The organism is Streptomyces sp. 2A115, assembly GCF_052245575.1.
Lineage (GTDB): Bacteria > Actinomycetota > Actinomycetes > Streptomycetales > Streptomycetaceae > Streptomyces.
The window spans coordinates 155,797-170,950 of the sequence record NZ_JBQQCG010000001.1; the positions used below are offsets into that span (position 1 = coordinate 155,797).

The 15,154-nt window shown below is 70.4% G+C and carries 16 protein-coding genes; 10 read left to right on the top strand and 6 right to left on the bottom strand.

Translation table 11 applies throughout. The features are described from left to right. Positions 1 to 27: 27 nt before the first annotated feature. The 5 genes from ACTWQR_RS00695 (at position 28) to qcrB (ending at position 4,740) form a co-directional block, all read left to right on the top strand. Positions 28 to 246 (top strand): hypothetical protein, encoded by a 219-nt coding sequence (locus tag ACTWQR_RS00695; RefSeq protein ID WP_443224842.1) that lies wholly within the window; start codon positions 28 to 30, stop codon positions 244 to 246. A 183-nt stretch (positions 247 to 429) separates the two neighbouring features. Continuing rightward, positions 430 to 1,533 carry a hypothetical protein gene (locus ACTWQR_RS00700; protein ID WP_443224843.1) on the top strand — a complete coding sequence of 368 codons (1,104 nt, stop codon included), beginning with the start codon at positions 430 to 432 and terminating at the stop codon, positions 1,531 to 1,533. A 38-nt stretch (positions 1,534 to 1,571) separates the two neighbouring features. Then, positions 1,572 to 2,291: a vWA domain-containing protein gene (locus tag ACTWQR_RS00705; protein ID WP_443224844.1), complete on the top strand. Its 720-nt coding sequence runs from the start codon at positions 1,572 to 1,574 to the stop codon at positions 2,289 to 2,291. Then, positions 2,288 to 2,938 (top strand): HutD/Ves family protein, encoded by a 651-nt coding sequence (locus ACTWQR_RS00710; RefSeq protein ID WP_443224845.1) that lies wholly within the window; start codon positions 2,288 to 2,290, stop codon positions 2,936 to 2,938. Before ACTWQR_RS00705 ends, ACTWQR_RS00710 begins: the two co-directional genes overlap by 4 nt. 128 nt (positions 2,939 to 3,066) lie before the next feature. Then, positions 3,067 to 4,740 carry a cytochrome bc1 complex cytochrome b subunit gene (gene qcrB / locus ACTWQR_RS00715; RefSeq protein ID WP_443224846.1) on the top strand — a complete coding sequence of 558 codons (1,674 nt, stop codon included), beginning with the start codon at positions 3,067 to 3,069 and terminating at the stop codon, positions 4,738 to 4,740. A gap of 73 nt (positions 4,741 to 4,813) precedes the next feature. Here qcrB and ACTWQR_RS00720 read toward each other — a convergent pair whose 3' ends face one another. Continuing rightward, the gene (locus ACTWQR_RS00720) at positions 4,814 to 5,803 is read right to left on the bottom strand and encodes an acyl-CoA dehydrogenase family protein (RefSeq protein ID WP_443224847.1); all 990 of its coding nucleotides are present in this window, start codon (positions 5,801 to 5,803) and stop codon (positions 4,814 to 4,816) included. Then, a complete protein-coding gene (locus tag ACTWQR_RS00725; protein ID WP_443224848.1) occupies positions 5,803 to 6,972 on the bottom strand; it encodes an acyl-CoA dehydrogenase family protein in 1,170 nt (389 codons plus the stop codon). The genes ACTWQR_RS00720 and ACTWQR_RS00725 overlap by 1 nt, the downstream gene beginning before the upstream one ends. 62 nt (positions 6,973 to 7,034) lie before the next feature. On the opposite strand from ACTWQR_RS00725, the gene ACTWQR_RS00730 reads away from it, so the two are divergent. Genes ACTWQR_RS00730 through ACTWQR_RS00740 form a run of 3 tightly spaced genes read left to right on the top strand, consistent with a single transcriptional unit; the run spans position 7,035 to position 9,642 of the window. Continuing rightward, complete coding sequence (locus ACTWQR_RS00730; RefSeq protein WP_443224849.1) at positions 7,035 to 7,820, top strand: SDR family oxidoreductase; 786 nt, start codon at positions 7,035 to 7,037, stop codon at positions 7,818 to 7,820. 15 nt (positions 7,821 to 7,835) lie between these two features. Beyond that, a complete protein-coding gene (locus ACTWQR_RS00735; protein WP_443224850.1) occupies positions 7,836 to 8,447 on the top strand; it encodes a TetR/AcrR family transcriptional regulator in 612 nt (203 codons plus the stop codon). A 37-nt stretch (positions 8,448 to 8,484) separates the two neighbouring features. Beyond that, entirely contained in the window at positions 8,485 to 9,642 is a 1,158-nt protein-coding gene (locus ACTWQR_RS00740) for an acetyl-CoA C-acetyltransferase (RefSeq protein ID WP_443224851.1), read from the top strand. A 90-nt stretch (positions 9,643 to 9,732) separates the two neighbouring features. On the opposite strand, the gene ACTWQR_RS00745 is transcribed toward ACTWQR_RS00740, so the two are convergent. Genes ACTWQR_RS00745 through ACTWQR_RS00760 form a run of 4 tightly spaced genes read right to left on the bottom strand, consistent with a single transcriptional unit; the run spans position 9,733 to position 13,328 of the window. Next, positions 9,733 to 10,773, bottom strand: a complete 1,041-nt coding sequence (locus ACTWQR_RS00745; protein ID WP_443224852.1) for an NAD(P)H-dependent flavin oxidoreductase — start codon at positions 10,771 to 10,773, stop codon at positions 9,733 to 9,735. A 25-nt stretch (positions 10,774 to 10,798) separates the two neighbouring features. Beyond that, a complete protein-coding gene (locus ACTWQR_RS00750) occupies positions 10,799 to 11,587 on the bottom strand; it encodes a CoA-transferase subunit beta (RefSeq protein WP_443224853.1) in 789 nt (262 codons plus the stop codon). After that, positions 11,587 to 12,432 (bottom strand): CoA transferase subunit A, encoded by an 846-nt coding sequence (locus ACTWQR_RS00755; RefSeq protein WP_443224854.1) that lies wholly within the window; start codon positions 12,430 to 12,432, stop codon positions 11,587 to 11,589. Before ACTWQR_RS00755 ends, ACTWQR_RS00750 begins: the two co-directional genes overlap by 1 nt. Beyond that, on the bottom strand, positions 12,429 to 13,328 hold the full coding sequence (locus ACTWQR_RS00760) for an enoyl-CoA hydratase family protein (protein ID WP_443224855.1): 900 nt from the start codon (positions 13,326 to 13,328) through the stop codon (positions 12,429 to 12,431). The genes ACTWQR_RS00755 and ACTWQR_RS00760 overlap by 4 nt, the downstream gene beginning before the upstream one ends. Before the next feature lie 86 nt (positions 13,329 to 13,414). Here ACTWQR_RS00760 and ACTWQR_RS00765 point away from each other — a divergent pair, with 86 nt between their 5' ends. Both ACTWQR_RS00765 and ACTWQR_RS00770 read left to right on the top strand, forming a co-directional pair. After that, positions 13,415 to 14,212 (top strand): SDR family oxidoreductase, encoded by a 798-nt coding sequence (locus ACTWQR_RS00765; RefSeq protein ID WP_443224856.1) that lies wholly within the window; start codon positions 13,415 to 13,417, stop codon positions 14,210 to 14,212. A gap of 1 nt (position 14,213) precedes the next feature. Next, on the top strand, positions 14,214 to 15,122 hold the full coding sequence (locus ACTWQR_RS00770; RefSeq protein ID WP_443224857.1) for an SDR family oxidoreductase: 909 nt from the start codon (positions 14,214 to 14,216) through the stop codon (positions 15,120 to 15,122). The last annotated feature ends 32 nt before the right edge of the window (positions 15,123 to 15,154 follow it).

The following is a 15,154-nucleotide window of genomic DNA, read 5'->3' on the forward strand; positions in this document are numbered from 1 at the left end:
GATTCTGTGAGCGTCGGGGGAGGACCTGTGAGCGCGGAGGAACTGGCGCTGCTGCGGGCGGAGTCGGGCGGACCACTGCCGGAGAGCTTCGGGCGGCTGGACGGCACGCAGGCCCGGCTGCTCGCCGTGGCGCTGCGGCGGGCGCGGGAGCGGCGGGCGTCGGGGCTGAACGAGGCCGCCGAGGACGCCCTCACCCTCGTACCTGCTCTGACCAGGGAACCTGTCCGCCGGATGCTCTTCCGCTGAGGGCGCCGCCAAGAGCTCCGACAAGGGCGCCGAGCGCTCGGCGGGAAGTGCGGCGCAGAAGCTGCGTGCCGCCCGTGGCCGGTCGCTCCCGCGCGGCCCGGCCGCCTGGTGTCACAGCCGCGCCCCTCACGGAGCTCGGTACCGCATCGGACGTCGTCGATTCCGCTTGGGGGAACCTCCCGCATGGACACGCTGCGCAGCAGGGCCGAGACCCTGAAGCTCGCCCGTCTGCTGGACGTCGAGCCGCGGCAGCTGGCGTTCCTCGAAGAACTGCCCGTCGCCGACGTGCGCGCCTTCCGTGAGCGGTCCGCCGCCTCGTTGTTCGACGACGCCCCGGAGATGCTCGACCGCATCGCCGCCCTGACGAAGCTGCTGCCCGTCGGGGTCGCCGCGGGCATCGCGCAGAAGGCGCTGGGGCCGCGCCTGGCCGCCGCTCTCGCCGGGCGTCTCGAACCGGCCCGTGCCGCCGACATCATCGACAGGCTGCCGGCCGACTTCACGGCCCGGTGCTGCCACCACGTCGACCCGCGCCGGATCGCCGCGATCATGGGCAGGCTGGACGACGACATCGTCGTACGCATCGCACTCGTTCTCGCCGACCGCGGTGACCATCTCACGATGGGCCGGTTCGTCGGCCATCTGCGGGACTCGGCGCTGCTCCGGATCCTGCCGCGGCTCGACGACGCCACCGTGCTGAGAACGGGCTTCGTCATCGATCATCCCGAACGGCTCGGCCACATCGTGGAGTTGATGGGCGAGGAGCGGATCTCCTCGGTCATCGCGTCCGCCGCCGAGGACGGGCTGTGGCCGGAGGCGATGGCCGTCGCGGGCATGGTGGAGGGTGAGCAGCGGGCCTGGATCGCCTCGCTCACCGCCGCCCAGCCCGAGGCCCGGCTCGACTCCCTGGTACGCACCACCGCCGAGCAGGACCTGTGGGAGTCGCTGCTGCCGATCGTGGCACTGCTGAGCGAGAACGAGCTGCGGGCGGTCGCGGCCCTGCCCGCGCTGCGGGATCCCTCGGTGCTCGGCGGGCTCGTACGCGGAGTGGTGGCGACCGGAGTCTGGGCGGAGTTCCTGCCGACGGTGGGGGCGCTGCCGCCGACCGCTCGCCGGGTCGTGGCCAACAGCGTGGGCGCGCTCTCGGACACCCAACTCGATGTGCTGGCCCGCGGTGTCGACAAGGAGGACCTCTGGGAACTGGTCCTCCCGCTCGTCGAGTTGATGGACGACACGGCCAAGCAGCGGCTCTTCGAGCTGCCGGCCTTCCAGGAGCGGCTACCCGGTTAGGCTCACCCGGTCAGTCCATGACCGAAAGGAGCCCCTCCGTGGCCGGGATCAGCCTCACCAAGGTGGAAGAGACCGCGCCCGCGCTGGTCAGTCTCTACAAGAGCGCGCAGGTCTCCCTCACCAAGCACGGGCTGAGCGGGCAGCGGGCCGCCGTCTATCTCGTGGTCGACTACTCGGGGTCGATGAAGCCGTACTACGCGGACGGGAGCGTACAGGCGCTCGCCGACCGGGTGTTGGGGCTCTCGGCGCACTTCGACGACGACGGGACGGTCCCCGTCGTCTTCTTCTCCACGGACATCGACGCCGTCACCGACATCGCGCTCGACAACCATCAGGGGCGCATCGAGCGGATCGTCGCCGGGCTCGGGCACATGGGCAAGACCAGCTACCACCTGGCCATGGACGCGGTCATCGACCATTACTTCGACAGCGGCTCCAAGGAACCGGCCCTCGTCGTCTTCCAGACCGACGGCGGCCCGATCAACAAGCTCGCCGCCGAACGGTACCTGTGCAAGGCGGCCAGACTGCCGCTGTTCTGGCAGTTCATCGGCTTCGGGGACACGTCCAGCAAGCAGTTCGACTTCCTGCGCAAGCTGGACGAGCTGGCGGTGCCGGGGAAGCGGGTCGTCGACAACGCCGGTTTCTTCCACGCCGGTGCGGATCCGCGACGGGTCCCGGACGGTGAGCTGTACGACCGGCTGGTGAGTGAGTTCCCGCAGTGGCTGTCGGCTGCGCGTGCCCAGGGGATCGTCCGGTGAAGGCGGACGTACGGCTGCTGCCCGCCGCCGAACGTGTCGCCGTGCCCTGGAAGAACGGCGGCGGCCTGACCCGCGAGATCGCGGCCTGGCCGCCGGACGCCGGCATGGGCGACTTCACGTGGCGCGTGAGCCTCGCCGAGGTCGCTGCGGACGGGCCGTTCTCCGCGTTCCCAGAGGTCGACCGCACGCTGACGGTCGTCGAGGGGGCGGGCATGGACCTGACGGTGGGCGGCGAGCGGCGGCTCGTCGACGAGCGATTCGTCCCGCAGGACTTCCGCGGCGACGTCCCGACCGACTGCCGCCTCCTCGGCGGACCGGTGGTGAACCTCAACGTGATGTGGCGCAGAGCCGGCGGCCGGGGGACCCCGACCGTCGCTGTCGTACGGGGGCGACTGCCGCTCTCGGCCACGGAGACAGGCCTGGAGACAGGCCTGGAGACAGGCCTGGAGACCACCCCGGAGACCGGCTCTGCGACCGGCCCGGCGGCCCTGCTCGTCGTCGCGCTCGACGGCACCGCCGAGGTCGCCGGGGCGCGGCTCGGGCCGTACGACGCCGTGCTGCTGACCGGGAAGAGGGACGGGGAGAGGACCGCCGAGTTGCACGCGAAGGGGCGAACGGCGGTGATCGGGCTGCCGACGTCCGCCTGAGGGATCGCCCGGCTGGAGGGTTCCCTGGGACTCGGCGGCGAGGATCCTGAGCGTCCCGTTGGCTTCGCCCGGGTGGCGTGCCACTCTGAGGTGAGCCACTCTGAGGTGAGCCAAGGGGAAGGTCACGCATGGGCGCGCGATCGGTGGACGCCGGGCGGAGTGACGGAGGTCCGGCGCGGACGGGCAAGGGACGGCCCGTGGAGACGGGCAAGGGCGAGCGACTGGCGGACTGGGCCGACGGCCGGCTCGGGATCCACACGCTGGCCAAGTCCCAGATGCGCAAGGTGTTCCCGGACCACTGGTCCTTCATGCTGGGCGAGATCTGCCTCTACACCTTCATCATCCTGATCCTCACGGGCGTCTACCTCACGCTGTTCTTCGAGCCGAGCGGCGCCGAGGTCGTCTACAACGGTTCGTACGAGCCGCTGAACGGCATCCTGATGACCAGGGCGTACGAGTCCACGCTCGACATCAGCTTCGACGTGCGCGGCGGACTCCTCATAAGGCAGATCCACCACTGGGCGGCGGTCGTGTTCGTCGCCGGGATGCTCATCCACATGATGCGGGTGTTCTTCACCGGCGCGTTCCGCAAGCCGCGCGAGGTGAACTGGCTGTTCGGCTGGACGCTGCTCTTCCTGGGAATCATCACCGGGCTGACCGGCTACTCACTCCCCGACGACCTGCTCTCCGGCACCGGCATCCGCTTCGCGCAGGGCGCGATCCTCTCCGTGCCGCTCGTGGGGACGTATCTCTCCTTCTTCCTCTTCGGGGGAGAGTTCCCGGGCCACGACATCATCTCCCGGCTGTACCCGATCCACATCCTCCTGCTGCCCGGGATCATGCTCGGCCTGGTCGTCGCCCATCTGATCCTGGTCTTCTACCACAAGCACACGCAGTACCCAGGGCCCGGCCGCGACCAGAAGACCGTGATCGGCATGCCGTTCATGCCGGTCTACATGGCCAAGGCCGGCGGCTTCTTCTTCCTGGTCTTCGGTGTGGTGTCGGCGGTGAGCGCCATCGCCACGATCAACCCCGTCTGGGCCATCGGCCCCTACCGCCCGGACCTGGTCGGCACGGGCGCCCAGCCCGACTGGTACCTCGGCTTCTCCGAGGGGCTGATCCGGGTGATGCCGGGATGGGAGATCAACGCCTTCGGCCACACGCTGGCACTGGGCGTCTTCATCCCGTTCTCCCTCTTCCCGCTGATCATGCTGGCGATCGGCGTGTACCCGTTCATCGAGGCGTGGATCACCGGGGACAAACGCGAGCACCACATCCTGGACCGGCCGCGCAACGCCCCCACACGCACCGGTCTCGGGGTGGCCTGGCTGAGTCTGTACGGGGTGCTGCTGATCGGCGGCGGCAACGACATCGTGGCCACGCATCTGCATCTGTCGATCAACTTCATCACGTGGTTCGTGCGGATCGCCTTCTTCGTGGTGCCTGTGCTGGCCTTCATGATCACGAGACGGGTCTGCATCGGGCTGCAACGCCGCGACCGCGACAAGGTGCTGCACGGGCGGGAGTCCGGCACCATCAAACGGCTGCCGCACGGCGAGTACATCGAGGTGCACGAACCGCTCTCGAAGGAGCAGCGGTTCACCCTCACCCAGCATGAGCAGGCTCCGCCGTACGACGTGGGCCCGCTCGTCGACGCGAACGGTGTCGCCCGCAAGGTCAAGCGGTCCCAGCGGCTGCGCGCGCGGCTGGCCCGGGCCATGTACGGACCCGAGACACACATCCCCAAGCCGACGGTCGAGGAGTACCGCGAGCTCACGAGCAGCGACGAGCATCACCACTGAGTGCTAGTGCTAGTGCTGATCGCTGGTCACTCTCGTTTGTTATTTGTCGTTTGTCGCTTTCACTGCTCACTGCTCACCGCTCGCTGATCACCAGCGCCCGGCACTCGCCGGGCGTACCCCAGGCGGTGCGCAGCGCACGGGCCTTGGTGAGCCACAGGGAGAGGTCGTACTCCGCGGTGTAGCCGATCGCGCCGTGCAGTTGCAGTGCCGTACGGGCGGTCGCGTACGCCGCCTCGCAGGCCGCGACCTTGGCGGCGGCGACGTCGGCCGGGGCCATCGAGATCGCGGCACCGAAGAGGAGCGGCCGGGCGAACTCCAACGCGATCTTCGCGTCGGCCAGTCGATGCTTGACCGCCTGGAACGAACCTATGGGCACGCCGAACTGGGTCCGCTGCCTGACGTACACCACGGTCCTGTCGAGGAGGGTGAGCCCCACGCCGAGGGCCTGGGCGGCGGTGGCGAGGCGGGCCCAGGTGAGGGCGTGGGCGGCGGCCTCGGTGACGTGCGGGCCGGTGGCGAGGAGTTCACCGCCCGCGTCCGGACGGGTGAGCCGCCGGGCCGGGTCGATGGACGTACGCACCCGGCCGTGCCCGGGGGCCAGCCGTAGTTCGTCGCTGTCGCTGTCGCTGTCGCCGTCGCCGTCGACGCGGAGCAGGAGGCTGGCCGCGTCTCCGTCCAGCACGTACGGTCCTCCGCCCGGCAGGGCCACCGTCGCGATCACTTCTCCCGAGGCCAGCCCCGGAAGGAACCGCTTTGCCACGCCCGGCTCCGTCAGCAGCGCGGCCGCCGCCACCGTCTCCGCCAACGGGCCCGGCACCGCGTGCCGCCCCAGCTCCACGAAGGCGACGGCCAGTTCGACGGGACGCGGTCCGACACCCTCGTACTCCTCGGGAACCGCGAGCGCGAAGACCCCCGCGTCGGCGATACGGGACCACAGCGCGCGGCCGGTCGTATGGTCCCCGGCACCCCAGGAACGTACGACCGAGGGCGTGTCCGCCGATGTCAGCAGGGCGTCGAGCGAGTGGGCGAAGGCGCGCTGTTCGTCGTCCAGGAGGAAACGCATCAGCGGCGTCCCTTCGGCAGGCCCAGGAGGCGCTCGGCGATGATGTCGCGCTGGATCTCGTTCGTGCCGGCGTAGATGGGGCCGGCGAGCGAGAAGACGTATCCCTCGGCCCAGGCGCCGCCCGCCGGCTCTCCGCCCGCCGGTTCACCGTTCGTCAATTCCCCTTCCGCGCCCAGGAGATCGAGGGCCGTCTCGTGCAGCGCGATGTCGTACTCGGACCAGAAGACCTTGTTGAGGCTGGACTCGGGGCCGATGGACTCGCCTTCGAGGAAACGGGAGGCGTTGGCGTACGTGAAGAGCTGGTACGCGCGGGCGCCGATCAGCGCGTCGGCCACGCGGTCGCGGGTGACCGGGTCCTGGCCGCGCTCCCGCCAGAGCGCGGCCAGGCGGTCGGCCGACGCCAGGAAACGGCCGGGGGAACGGAGCGTCAGCCCCCGCTCGTTGCCCGCCGTCGACATCGCGACCCGCCAGCCCTGGCCGGGCTCGCCGATCACGTCCTCGTCCGGCACGAAGACCTCGTCCAGGAAGAGCTCGGCGAAGGCCGGCTTTCCGTCGAGGCGGCCTATGGGGCGGACGGTGACACCCGGCGCGCGCAGGTCGAACATCAGGTAGGTGAGCCCCTGGTGCGGTTTCGGTGTGTCCGGCTCGCTGCGGAACAGGCCGAAGGCACGGTCGGCGAACGCGGCCCGCGACGACCACGTCTTCTGCCCGCTCAAGCGCCAGCCGCCGTCCGTACGCACCGCTCTGGACCTGAGCGAGGCCAGGTCCGAACCGGCCTCGGGCTCGGACCACGCCTGGGCCCAGACGACCTCGCCGGAGGCCATCGGCGGCAGGATCCGCGCCCGCTGCTCCTCGGTGCCGTGGTCGAAGAGGGTCGGCGCGAGGAGGCTGATGCCGTTCTGGCCGACCCGGCCCGGGGCGCCCGAGCCGTAGTACTCCTCCTCGAAGATCAGCCACCGTACGAGCCCCGAGTCCCGTCCGCCGTAGGCGGTCGGCCAGGACACCACCGACCAGCGGTCCGCGGCCAGTTCCGCCTCCCACGCGCGGTGGGCCGCGAAGCCCTCCTCGGTCTCCAAGGAGGGCAGCGGAACGGCCGGTACGTGTGCGTCGAGCCAGGTCCGGGCCTCGGCGCGGAACGCCTCGTCGGCGGGGGAGTGGGTCAGGTCCACGGGCGGCACCCTTCGGACGGCGGGACTTCCCTAACAAGTGTTTGGTAGGTTAGCGTGGGGCTATGACAGACGTCGAGAGCCCGGCGTACGAGGCGGGGCACGGGCTGTTGCGCGGCCGCACCGCAGTCGTCACCGCGGCGGCCGGTGCGGGGATCGGCGGTGCCACGGCCCGCCGCTTCCTGGAGGAGGGTGCGCGGGTGCTGATCAGCGACGCGCACACGCGGCGGCTCAAGGAGTACGAGGAGGAGCTGTCCGGGGAGTTCGAGGACGTCGCGGCCATACCGTGTGACGTCACCGACGACGCCCAGGTGCGGGCGCTGTTCGACACGGCCGTAGGGCTGCACGGGCGGCTCGACATCGTCGTCAACAACGCGGGTCTGGGCGGCACTTCGGACCTTGTCGACATGACGGACGAGCAGTGGTCGAGGGTGCTCGACGTGACGCTGGGCGGCACCTTCCGGTGCACGCGCGCGGCCTTGCGGGCCTTTCGCGAGGGCGGGCGGGGAGGCGTGATCGTCAACAACGCCTCCGTCGTCGGCTGGCGGGCCCAGGCCGGTCAGGCCCACTACGCGGCGGCGAAGGCGGGCGTGATGGCGCTGACCCGGTGCACTGCGCTGGAGGCGGCCGCGTACGGGGTGCGGGTCAACGCGGTGTCACCGAGCCTCGCGATGCACCCGCACCTGGTGAAGGTGACGACCCCCGAACTGCTGGAGGAGCTGACGGCCCGAGAGGCCTTCGGGCGGTACGCCGAGCCCTGGGAGGTGGCCAACGTGATCGTGTTCCTGGCGTCCGGCTACTCGTCGTACATGACCGGCGAGGTCGTCTCCGTCAGCAGTCAGCATGCGTAGGACCACAATGTGTTCGTGCCTACCAAGAAGAAGCCCCAGGTGACCGCCTCGCCCGAGCGGCGCCGTGAACTCCTCGGCACCGCCGCCGAGGTCTTCGCCGACCAGGGCTACAACGCCACCACCGTCCGCAAGATCGCGGATCACGCGGGCATGCTCGCGGGCAGCCTCTACTACCACTTCGACTCCAAGGAATCGATGCTGGAGGAGATTCTGCGGACCTTCCTCGACGAGCTCTGGGACGGGTACGACACCGTCCTGGACGCCGAACTCGGGCCCAGGGAAACGTTGGAGGCCCTGGTCACCGAGTCCTTCCGGGAGATCGACCGGCACCGTGCGGCCGTCGCCATCTACCAGAAGGAGTCCAAGCACCTCGCGGCGACGGAGCGTTTCGCGTTCCTCGCCGAGTCGCAGCGCAAATTCGAGAAGGCGTGGCTGTCCACGCTGGAGCGTGGCGTGGCCGCCGAGGTCTTCCGGGACGAACTCGACATCCGCCTCACCTACCGGTTCGTGCGCGACACCGTGTGGGTCGCCGCGTCCTGGTACCGGCCCGGCGGACAGCACAGCCCGGAGGAGATCGCCCGGCAGTACCTGTCGATGGTGCTGGACGGGATCGCCGTACGCACGTAACTCATCGGGATTTATTGGGACTCACAGGGGAGTTGCCATGGCCGAGGCCTACATCGTCGAAGCGGTCCGTACGCCCGTGGGGCGCCGGAAGGGCGGGCTGAGCGGGGTTCACCCGGCCGACCTGGGCGCGCATGTGCTCAAGGCCCTGGTCGCGCGCTCCGCTGTCGATCCGGCTGCCGTGGAGGACGTCGTCTTCGGCTGCCTGGACACCGTGGGGCCCCAGGCCGGTGACATAGCGCGGACGTCCTGGCTGGCGGCCGGGCTGCCCGAGGAGGTGCCCGGGGTGACGGTCGACCGGCAGTGCGGGTCCTCTCAGCAGGCCGTGCACTTCGCCGCGCAGGGCGTCCTGTCCGGCACGCAGGACCTGGTGGTCGCGGGCGGCGTCCAGAACATGACGCAGATCCCCATCGCCTTCGCCTCCCGCCAGGCCACCGTGCCGCTGGGGCTCACGGAGGGGCCGTTCGCGGGGAGCGAGGGCTGGCGGGCGCGATACGGGGACCGGCCGGTGAACCAGTTCTACGGTGCCGAGACGATCGCCGCGAAGTGGGGCATCAGCCGCCGCGATCAGGAGGAGTTCGCGCTTCGGTCCCACGAGCGGGCGATCCGGGCCATCGACGAGGGGCGCTTCGCGCGCGAGACCGTGGCTTACGGGGATGTCGTGGTCGACGAGGGGCCCCGCAGGGATACCTCGCTGGAGAAGATGGCCGGTCTGAAGCCGGTCGTCGATGGCGGCACCATCACCGCCGCCTGCTCCTCGCAGGTCTCCGACGGCGCCGCCGCGATGCTGCTCGCCTCCGAGCGGGCGGTGCGGGAGCACGGGCTTGTGCCGCGTGCGAGGATCCACCATCTCTCCGTACGCGGCGAGGACCCCATACGGATGCTGACGGCGCCCATCCCCGCCACCGCGTACGCCCTGAAGAAGACCGGCATGTCCATCGGCGACATCGACCTCGTCGAGATCAACGAGGCGTTTGCGCCGGTCGTTCTCGCCTGGCTGAAGGAGACGGGGGCGGATCCTGAGCGGGTCAACGTCAACGGGGGTGCGATCGCTCTTGGGCATCCGCTGGGTGCGACCGGTGTGAAGCTGATGACGACCCTGCTGCATGAACTGGAGCGGACGGGTGGGCGGTTCGGTTTGCAGACGATGTGTGAGGGTGGGGGGCAGGCGAACGTGACGATCATTGAGCGGATGTAGAACGTCGTTGGCTGTGGGTTGTCTTGGGCTGGTCCCGCCTACGCGGCACAGCCGCATGATGTCACCGCCCCGCGCCCCTTATGGGGCGCTTCAGCTCAGGTTGGATATGACGGTGTTCGCCTGGGTCATGATTCGCTCCACCAGCTCCGCGCATGACGGCAGGTCCTCGATCACGCCGGCCACCTGGCCCGAGGCCATCACCCCCAGATCGGTACGGCCCTCGACCATCGACGCGCGCAGGAGCATCGGAGTGTTGGCGGCGAGGAGGACCTGGCTCCAGGACAGGTCCTTGCCGTGCTTCATGGTGAGTCCGTCGCGGACCAGGCGGGGCCAGGAGAGGCCGGAGAGCTTTCTGAAGGCGGCGGCCCGGCGCACCGCATGGGCCAGGGATCTCGTACGGCCGGCTCCCTCAAGGGAGTTGACGAGATCCGTACGGAGCATGCGGTGCGGCAGGCCGTCCACGGCCGTCGTGACCGTCACGTCCCGCACCGTCGCCGCCAGGTACTGGGCCTTCACCGCGTCCGGCACCGTCGAGTCGGAGGTGAGCAGGAAACGGGTCCCCATGGCGATCCCCGCCGCCCCGTAGGCCAGCGCGGCGACCAGACCCCGGCCGTCGAAGAAGCCGCCCGCCGCGACGACGGGTATGTCCACGGCATCCACGACCTGGGGGAGGAGGACGGTCGTCGCCACCTCGCCGGTGTGGCCCCCGCCCTCGCCGCCCTGCACGATCACCGCGTCCGCGCCCCAGGCCGCGACCTTCTCGGCATGGCGGCGGGCCCCGACGGACGGGATGACGATGACGCCCGCGTCCTTGAGCTCGGCGATCAGTTCGCGGGAGGGGGCGAGTGCGAAGGAGGCCACCTTCACACCCTCTTCGATGATCATCCGCACTCGGTCGCGGGCGTCCCCGGCGTCCGCGCGCAGGTTCACCCCGAACGGTGCGTCCGTGCGGGAGCCGACCTCGCGTATCGCCCCCCGCAGCTGGTCGAGCGTCATCGTCGCGGAGGCGAGGATGCCCAGCGCGCCCGCGTTCGCCGAGGCGGAGACCAGACGGGGGCCGGCGACCCAGCCCATGCCGGTCTGCACGATGGGGTGGCGGACGCCGACGAGTTTCGTGAGCGCGGTCTCCATCAGCCTTCTCCACCAGCCTTGTCCATCAGCCTTTGACCTCCCGGGACTCCCGGACCTCTCGGTCGCGGAGTCCCTGCGGGTCGATGACCTCGCGGATCAACTCCAGCTCCTCCAGGGATGGTTCGCGGGTGTACGGGACCTCGTCCGGGACGGTCAGTTCGAATCGGGTCGCCGCGACGACCTCCTCGACCGTCACCCCGGGATGCAGTGAAGCGAGCCTCATCGAGTGGTCCGGGGTCGCGAAGTCGAACACTCCGAGGTTCGAGACGACCCGGGGGATGCGGTGGTAGCGGGTCGCCGTGGGGCCGGCCGCCGCCGCGCTGTCGTATCCCACCCCGCTGATCATGTCGACCTTCTCGACGAAGACCCGCGTCGAGTGTTTGGGCACCCAGTAACTGACCGGATTGTTGAGGGTGTTGACGGGGCCTCCGCGCACCCCGAGGAGCTGCCGGGCGGGCCGCTCCCAGTCGCCGATACAGGAGATGTTCTGGTTGCCGAACCGGTCGATCTGGCTCGCGCCCATCATCACGTGGCGTCGGCCGCCGGTGACCATCGTGAGGTGCCGGCGGTACGGCAGCCAGCCCTCCGGCGTGCCGTCCGGGCCGATCAGTGTCGCCTCACCGTCGGTGAGGAGCAGGTCGGGGGCGAAGGTCCGCCGCGCGAGCCGGGCGCCGACGGAGGGGATCAGCCCCATGGGGCTGGCGAGCACCTCCCCGTTGTCCCGCCATGCCTCGGCGCAGGCGATCACGCAGTACTCGGCGCGGGTGGGCGGGAGAAGAGGGGCGTCGGTGACGGTGTTCCTGGACGCGTTCATTACCGCTCCTTGTGCCAGGTCTCCACGGCGGACCGGTACGCCTGCTCGTCACCGGTGAGGAACCGCTCGGCGAACTCGGGCCAGGGCGTGGAGGCGTAGAGCCGCTGGATGTCCTCGTCCCGGTCGTAGTCGGGGGCGCAGGACGTGAAGTGCGCCCCGCTCGGCGCCTCCACCACGCCGGTCACGCTGTGCCGCTGGATCAGCAGGCTCTGCACAGGTGCCGCCTTCGTCAGCTCCGCGGTGTCGACGATCCGCTCGCAGGAGACGTACGCCGTGTCGGCCGCCTCGCAGAACAGGTCGTCGAAGTACGGATCCGGGCCCAGATACTGCCCGTTGCCCAGGTGGTCCGCGCGGTTCACATGGACGAGCGCGGCGTCCATGCGCAGGGCGGGCATGGCGACCAACTCCTCCCCGTCGGCGTACGGCGAAGTCACCGTGCGCAGCCCGGGGTTGACCCGCATCACGTCCGAGCCGATCCCGGCCCGCACCGGCATGAAGGGGAGCCGGTTCGCGGCGGCATGCAGTCCCCACATGAACATCGCCTCGTCGACCTCCATCAGTTCGAAGGCCCCGCGCTCACGCGCCGCGCGGAAGTGCGGTTCGAGCGGGATCGAGTCGAGGGTCACGAAGGGGGCGACCAGTTTCCGTATCCGCCCGGCGGCCGCGAGCATGCCGACGTCCGGGCCGCCGTACGAGACGACCGTGAGATCGCTGATCCCGGAGCGGAGCAGCGCCCGCACCAAGGCCATCGGCTTGCGGCGCGACCCCCAGCCCCCGATGCCGATCGTCATCCCGCTCGCCAGACGGGCGACGACGTCCTTCGCCGACATGGTCTTGTCGCTCACCGGTCCCTCCTTTCGTCTTCCTCTTCCTGTGCTTCCTGTGCTTCCTGTGCTTCCTGTGCTTTCTGTGCTTCTTGTGCTTCCTCTGCTTCGTCTGCCTTGCCGAAGGTGTCGCGGACCCGGTCCGCCACCCCGGCGAGGTTGGCCTCGAAGGTGAAGCCCTGCTCGAAGCGGTAGCTGCGGCGCACGTCCACCGGGTCGATGCCGTTGATGGCGGCCTTGGCGAGCCGGATCAGCTGCCCGTCCTTGCTCGCGATCTCCCGCGCCAACTCCAGGGCGGCGTCCAGCAGTCCGGCCCGCGGTACCACCCGCCACACCGAACCGTGTGCGTGCAGCTCCGCAGCAGTGGCCGTACGCGACGTGTAGTAGAGCGCGCGCATCAGGTGCTGCGGGACGAGGCGGGACAAATGCGTGGCCGCACCCAGGGCCCCCCGGTCCAGCTCGGGCAGGCCGAAGGTGGCGTCATCGCTCGCCACGATCGCGTCCGCGTTCCCCACCAGCCCGATGCCACCGCCCAGACAGAAGCCCTGCACCGCCGCGACCACCGGCACCTCGCACTCATACACCGCCGCGAACGCCTCCGCGCAGCCGCGGTTGGCGCCTATCAGCGCGTCATGACTCGTCAGCGCGCCATGACGCGGCGGATCCCGTGTTTCCTGTGTCTCCCGTGTGCCCTGTGCGTCCTGCGTGTCCCGCTGTATCTCCTTGATGTCCACGCCCGCGTTGAACCCGCGCCCTTCCGCCGTCAGCACCACACAGCGGGTCTCGGTGTCACGGCCGGCCGCGCGCAGGGCGTCGGCCAGCTCGAACCAGCCGCGCACGGGCAGCGCGTTCACGGGCGGGAAGTCGACCGTGATGGCGGAGATCCCCTTTTCCGGGACCGAGGTGGAGACACCCATGGACGCATCAGCTACCTTTCCACCAAACGTTTGTTAGGTTCGTCAGGTGTGAAGGTAACAGCGAATACCCACGAGCGGGAGGCCCTGTGGATAAACGGCTCGCGGTGGTCACGGGCGGCACCCGGGGCGTGGGCGCCGGGATCGCCCGGGCGTTCGCCGAGGCGGGCGCCGAGGTCGTGGTCTGTGCGCGCAGGCCGCCCGAAGTGCCGGTCGAGGGCGTCGAGTTCGTGCCCGTCGATCTGCGGGACCCGGCTGCCGTGCGCGCCTTCTTCGACGGGCTGCCCCGGGTCGACGTCCTCGTCAACAACGCGGGCGGCGCCCCCTACCGGCCGCTCGCGGAGGCGGACGCCGAGCGGCACGCGCGCGTGATCGAACTCAACCTCACCGCGCCGCTGACCGCGTCCCTGGCCGCGTACGAGCATCTCCAACGCGCCCGGGGCTCCGTCGTGATGATCGGCAGCCTGAGCGGGACACGGCCCTCGCCCGGCACGGCGGCCTACGGGGCGGCCAAGGCGGGCCTCGAGAACCTGGCGCGCTCGATGGCCGTCGAGTGGGCACCGGACGTGCGGGTCAACACGCTGGTCGTCGGGATGGTCCGGACCGAGCTGTCCCACCTCCACTACGGGGACGAGGACGGCATCGCGGCCGTGTCCCGCACCGTCCCGCTGGGGCGACTCGCCGAGCCCTCGGACGTCGGCAGCGCGGCCGTCTTCCTCGCGTCGGACGCCGCCGCGTACATCACCGGGGCCAGCCTCCACGTGCACGGCGGAGGGGAGCGGCTCGCCTTCCTGGACGCGGCGACTGTCAACAAGGAGCAACGCCAAAAAGATCCAAAGGGTCAACAGAGGCATCAGCAGGATCAACAAGATCAACAGGGGAAGTGAGATGACCGGAATCTGCGACGGGCGGGTCGTGATCGTCACCGGCGCGGGGCGGGGGCTCGGGCGGGCGCACGCGCTCGCGTTCGCGGCGGAGGGCGCGCGGGTCGTCGTGAACGACCTGGGTGTCGGGCTCGACGGTTCGCCCGGGTCCGACAGCCCGGCCGGGCGGGTCGTCGAGGAGATCGCGGCGGCGGGGGGTGCGGCGGTCGCACACGGTGGGGACATCGCGACGTCCGAGGGCGCCGCATCCCTCGTCGGCACCGCGCTGGACGCCTTCGGACGGCTCGACACGCTCGTCAACAACGCCGGGTTCCTGCGCGACCGGATGCTGGTGAACCTAGACGAGGACGACTGGGACGCCGTGATACGCGTACACCTGAAGGGGCACTTCCTGCCGCTGAAGCACGCCGCCGCGCACTGGCGGGCGGAGGCGAAGGCCGGGCGCACGCCCCGGGCGCGGGTCGTCAACACGAGCTCCGGAGCAGGGCTGCTGGGGTCGGTGGGGCAGGGGAACTACAGCGCGGCCAAGGCCGGGATCGTCGGGCTCACGCTGGTGGCCGCCGCCGAGATGGGGCGCTACGGAGTGCGGGTCAACGCCATCGCGCCGGCCGCGCGGACCCGAATGACCGAGGGCACTTTCACGGAGACGATGGCGGCACCCGACAGCGGTTTCGACGCGATGGCACCCGAGAACGTCTCCCCGCTCGTCGTCTGGCTCGGCTCCGCCGCGAGCGACGGAGTCACCGGCCGGGTCTTCGAGACCGAGGGAGGCCGCATCACCGTCATGGAGGGCTGGCGACCCGGGCCGACCGCCGACAAAGGGGCACGGTGGACTGCTTCCGAGGCCGGGGACACGGCCCTCAAGCTGCTCGCGGAGGCGGAGGCGCCCCAGCCGGTCTACGGAGCGCAGTAGTGCGATCGGCGTACGACACCTAGGAGGCACCC